The organism is Bacteroides sp. HMSC067B03 (assembly GCF_001811315.1).
Taxonomy (GTDB): domain Bacteria; phylum Bacteroidota; class Bacteroidia; order Bacteroidales; family Bacteroidaceae; genus Bacteroides; species Bacteroides faecis.
Genome location: NZ_KV804396.1, coordinates 1 through 1,428, shown reverse-complemented (window position 1 = coordinate 1,428; position 1,428 = coordinate 1). Strand labels below are relative to the sequence as shown.

The 1,428-nt window shown below is 46.1% G+C and carries 3 protein-coding genes; all 3 read right to left on the bottom strand.

The features are described 5' to 3' along the window. A partial coding sequence (locus HMPREF2794_RS17180) for a hypothetical protein (RefSeq protein ID WP_070752022.1) occupies positions 1 to 640 on the bottom strand: 640 nt, incomplete at its 3' end. Then, positions 640 to 918, bottom strand: a complete 279-nt coding sequence (locus HMPREF2794_RS17175; protein ID WP_055270994.1) for a LysM peptidoglycan-binding domain-containing protein — start codon at positions 916 to 918, stop codon at positions 640 to 642. The genes HMPREF2794_RS17175 and HMPREF2794_RS17180, both read right to left, overlap by 1 nt. Continuing rightward, positions 915 to 1,428, bottom strand: a 514-nt coding sequence (locus HMPREF2794_RS17170) for a hypothetical protein (RefSeq protein WP_246839614.1), incomplete at its 5' end; no start/stop codon positions are given. The genes HMPREF2794_RS17170 and HMPREF2794_RS17175, both read right to left, overlap by 4 nt.

The following is a 1,428-nucleotide window of genomic DNA, read 5'->3' as shown; positions in this document are numbered from 1 at the left end:
CTTTCAGATAATCGTTGATGGCGGCAAGTACTGGTTTACTACCATCCGTCAGGCGGATACCGGAAGCGTTGATAACCATAGGATCGACTTCTATGGTCGCGTTGATACGGATGTCATCTGCCGGAATTGACTGTATCGACAAGATTACCCCGGCAATCTTGATCGAATTCATATAGCTTTTAAATGCCGTCAGAACGTCCCCGGTCAAAGGACAAGGAAGTCCCCCCTCATCTCCGGACACGAGTATCTGAATACTTCCTCCGCGATCTTTGACTGCCACATACTTGACAAGCTGTTTGGTTTTGTCGATAACGGAATACCGGAACTGGTATTTCTCCGGATCATAGACCAGCGGATCACCATACTGGAAAGCCAGCGCACTGCTATGATACCATCGCACGGTCGGTATGATATTGGCGTCAATCCGTTCCTCCACGTCCGATTTGAACTGGTCAAACATTTGCTCTATGACGTGCGCTGTTGCCGCAAAAATGTAAAACAGGGTACTTTCTATTGATACGGGGGAAAACACCGAATCAAAGTCGGCATCACCCGTGATGCCATACAGGTCACGGATAATGCTGTTTGACATATAGACATCCGTCATTTCTTTCTTTATTTCTGCGATTGTTCTAGCCATTACTTAAATTGTTCGGTAAACTGTTCGGTGAAAATTCTCAATCGTACCGCATTTGAGGCGGTTTCAGAAGTAGCCGGACAAACGGAGTTCCGCTGGCAGTAATCAGCCAATTCACTGTTATAGACCTTTTCCGGGGTTTCGATTTCCTGTCCGGCTTGTAGGGTGTCCGTTATGCCCATATAGTTCGTCCTGGCAAGCATGAAAGCCGCTTCGATTGTACCATATTCCTGCACGGCTATGTCCAGCAGGGTTTGTCCGGCTTGTACTACAGTTTTCATCTTACATTTTTATAAATAAAAAATACAAATGCAATAAAAAAGGCTGCTATTACGGCTTTTGCCCACGGAGGAATGTACGCGACCTTTTCAACGACCTTTGTATCATTCTTCTCCTGTTTTTCCAGTTGTTCCTTCAGTGTCAGCAGGGTTTCCTGAATTTCCTGTATTTGTACCTGAATCTGTTCATTATAGGTTTCTTTCTCCTGTTTGGTAGACGTTCCCGTCGCTGTCTCCGTAGAGGTCGGGTATTGTTTCCCGGTCGAATCCGGTGGCGAATAGTTCGTCTTTTGCCAGTTGAATTCCATTTGCTGCATCATCTCGATAATTCGCTCAACGTTCCTGTTTACGTCGACCTGCGCTTTGTCCGTAGAAACTTCTTCCTGTTCCGTCTGCTTCTGCTCCGTGTTATCCTGATGGACGGTCGTGTCCGTTTTGGACGATCGGCAGGAATAGACGGACAGAACCACGATTGTGAGTAAAAAAACGAGTATCTTTTTCATTACGGTCGAA

Excerpts from the sequence above, each read along its gene's own strand:
- HMPREF2794_RS17175 (WP_055270994.1), bottom strand. The coding sequence starts at position 918 with ATGAAAACTGTAGTACAAGCCGGACAAACCCTGCTGGACATAGCCGTG.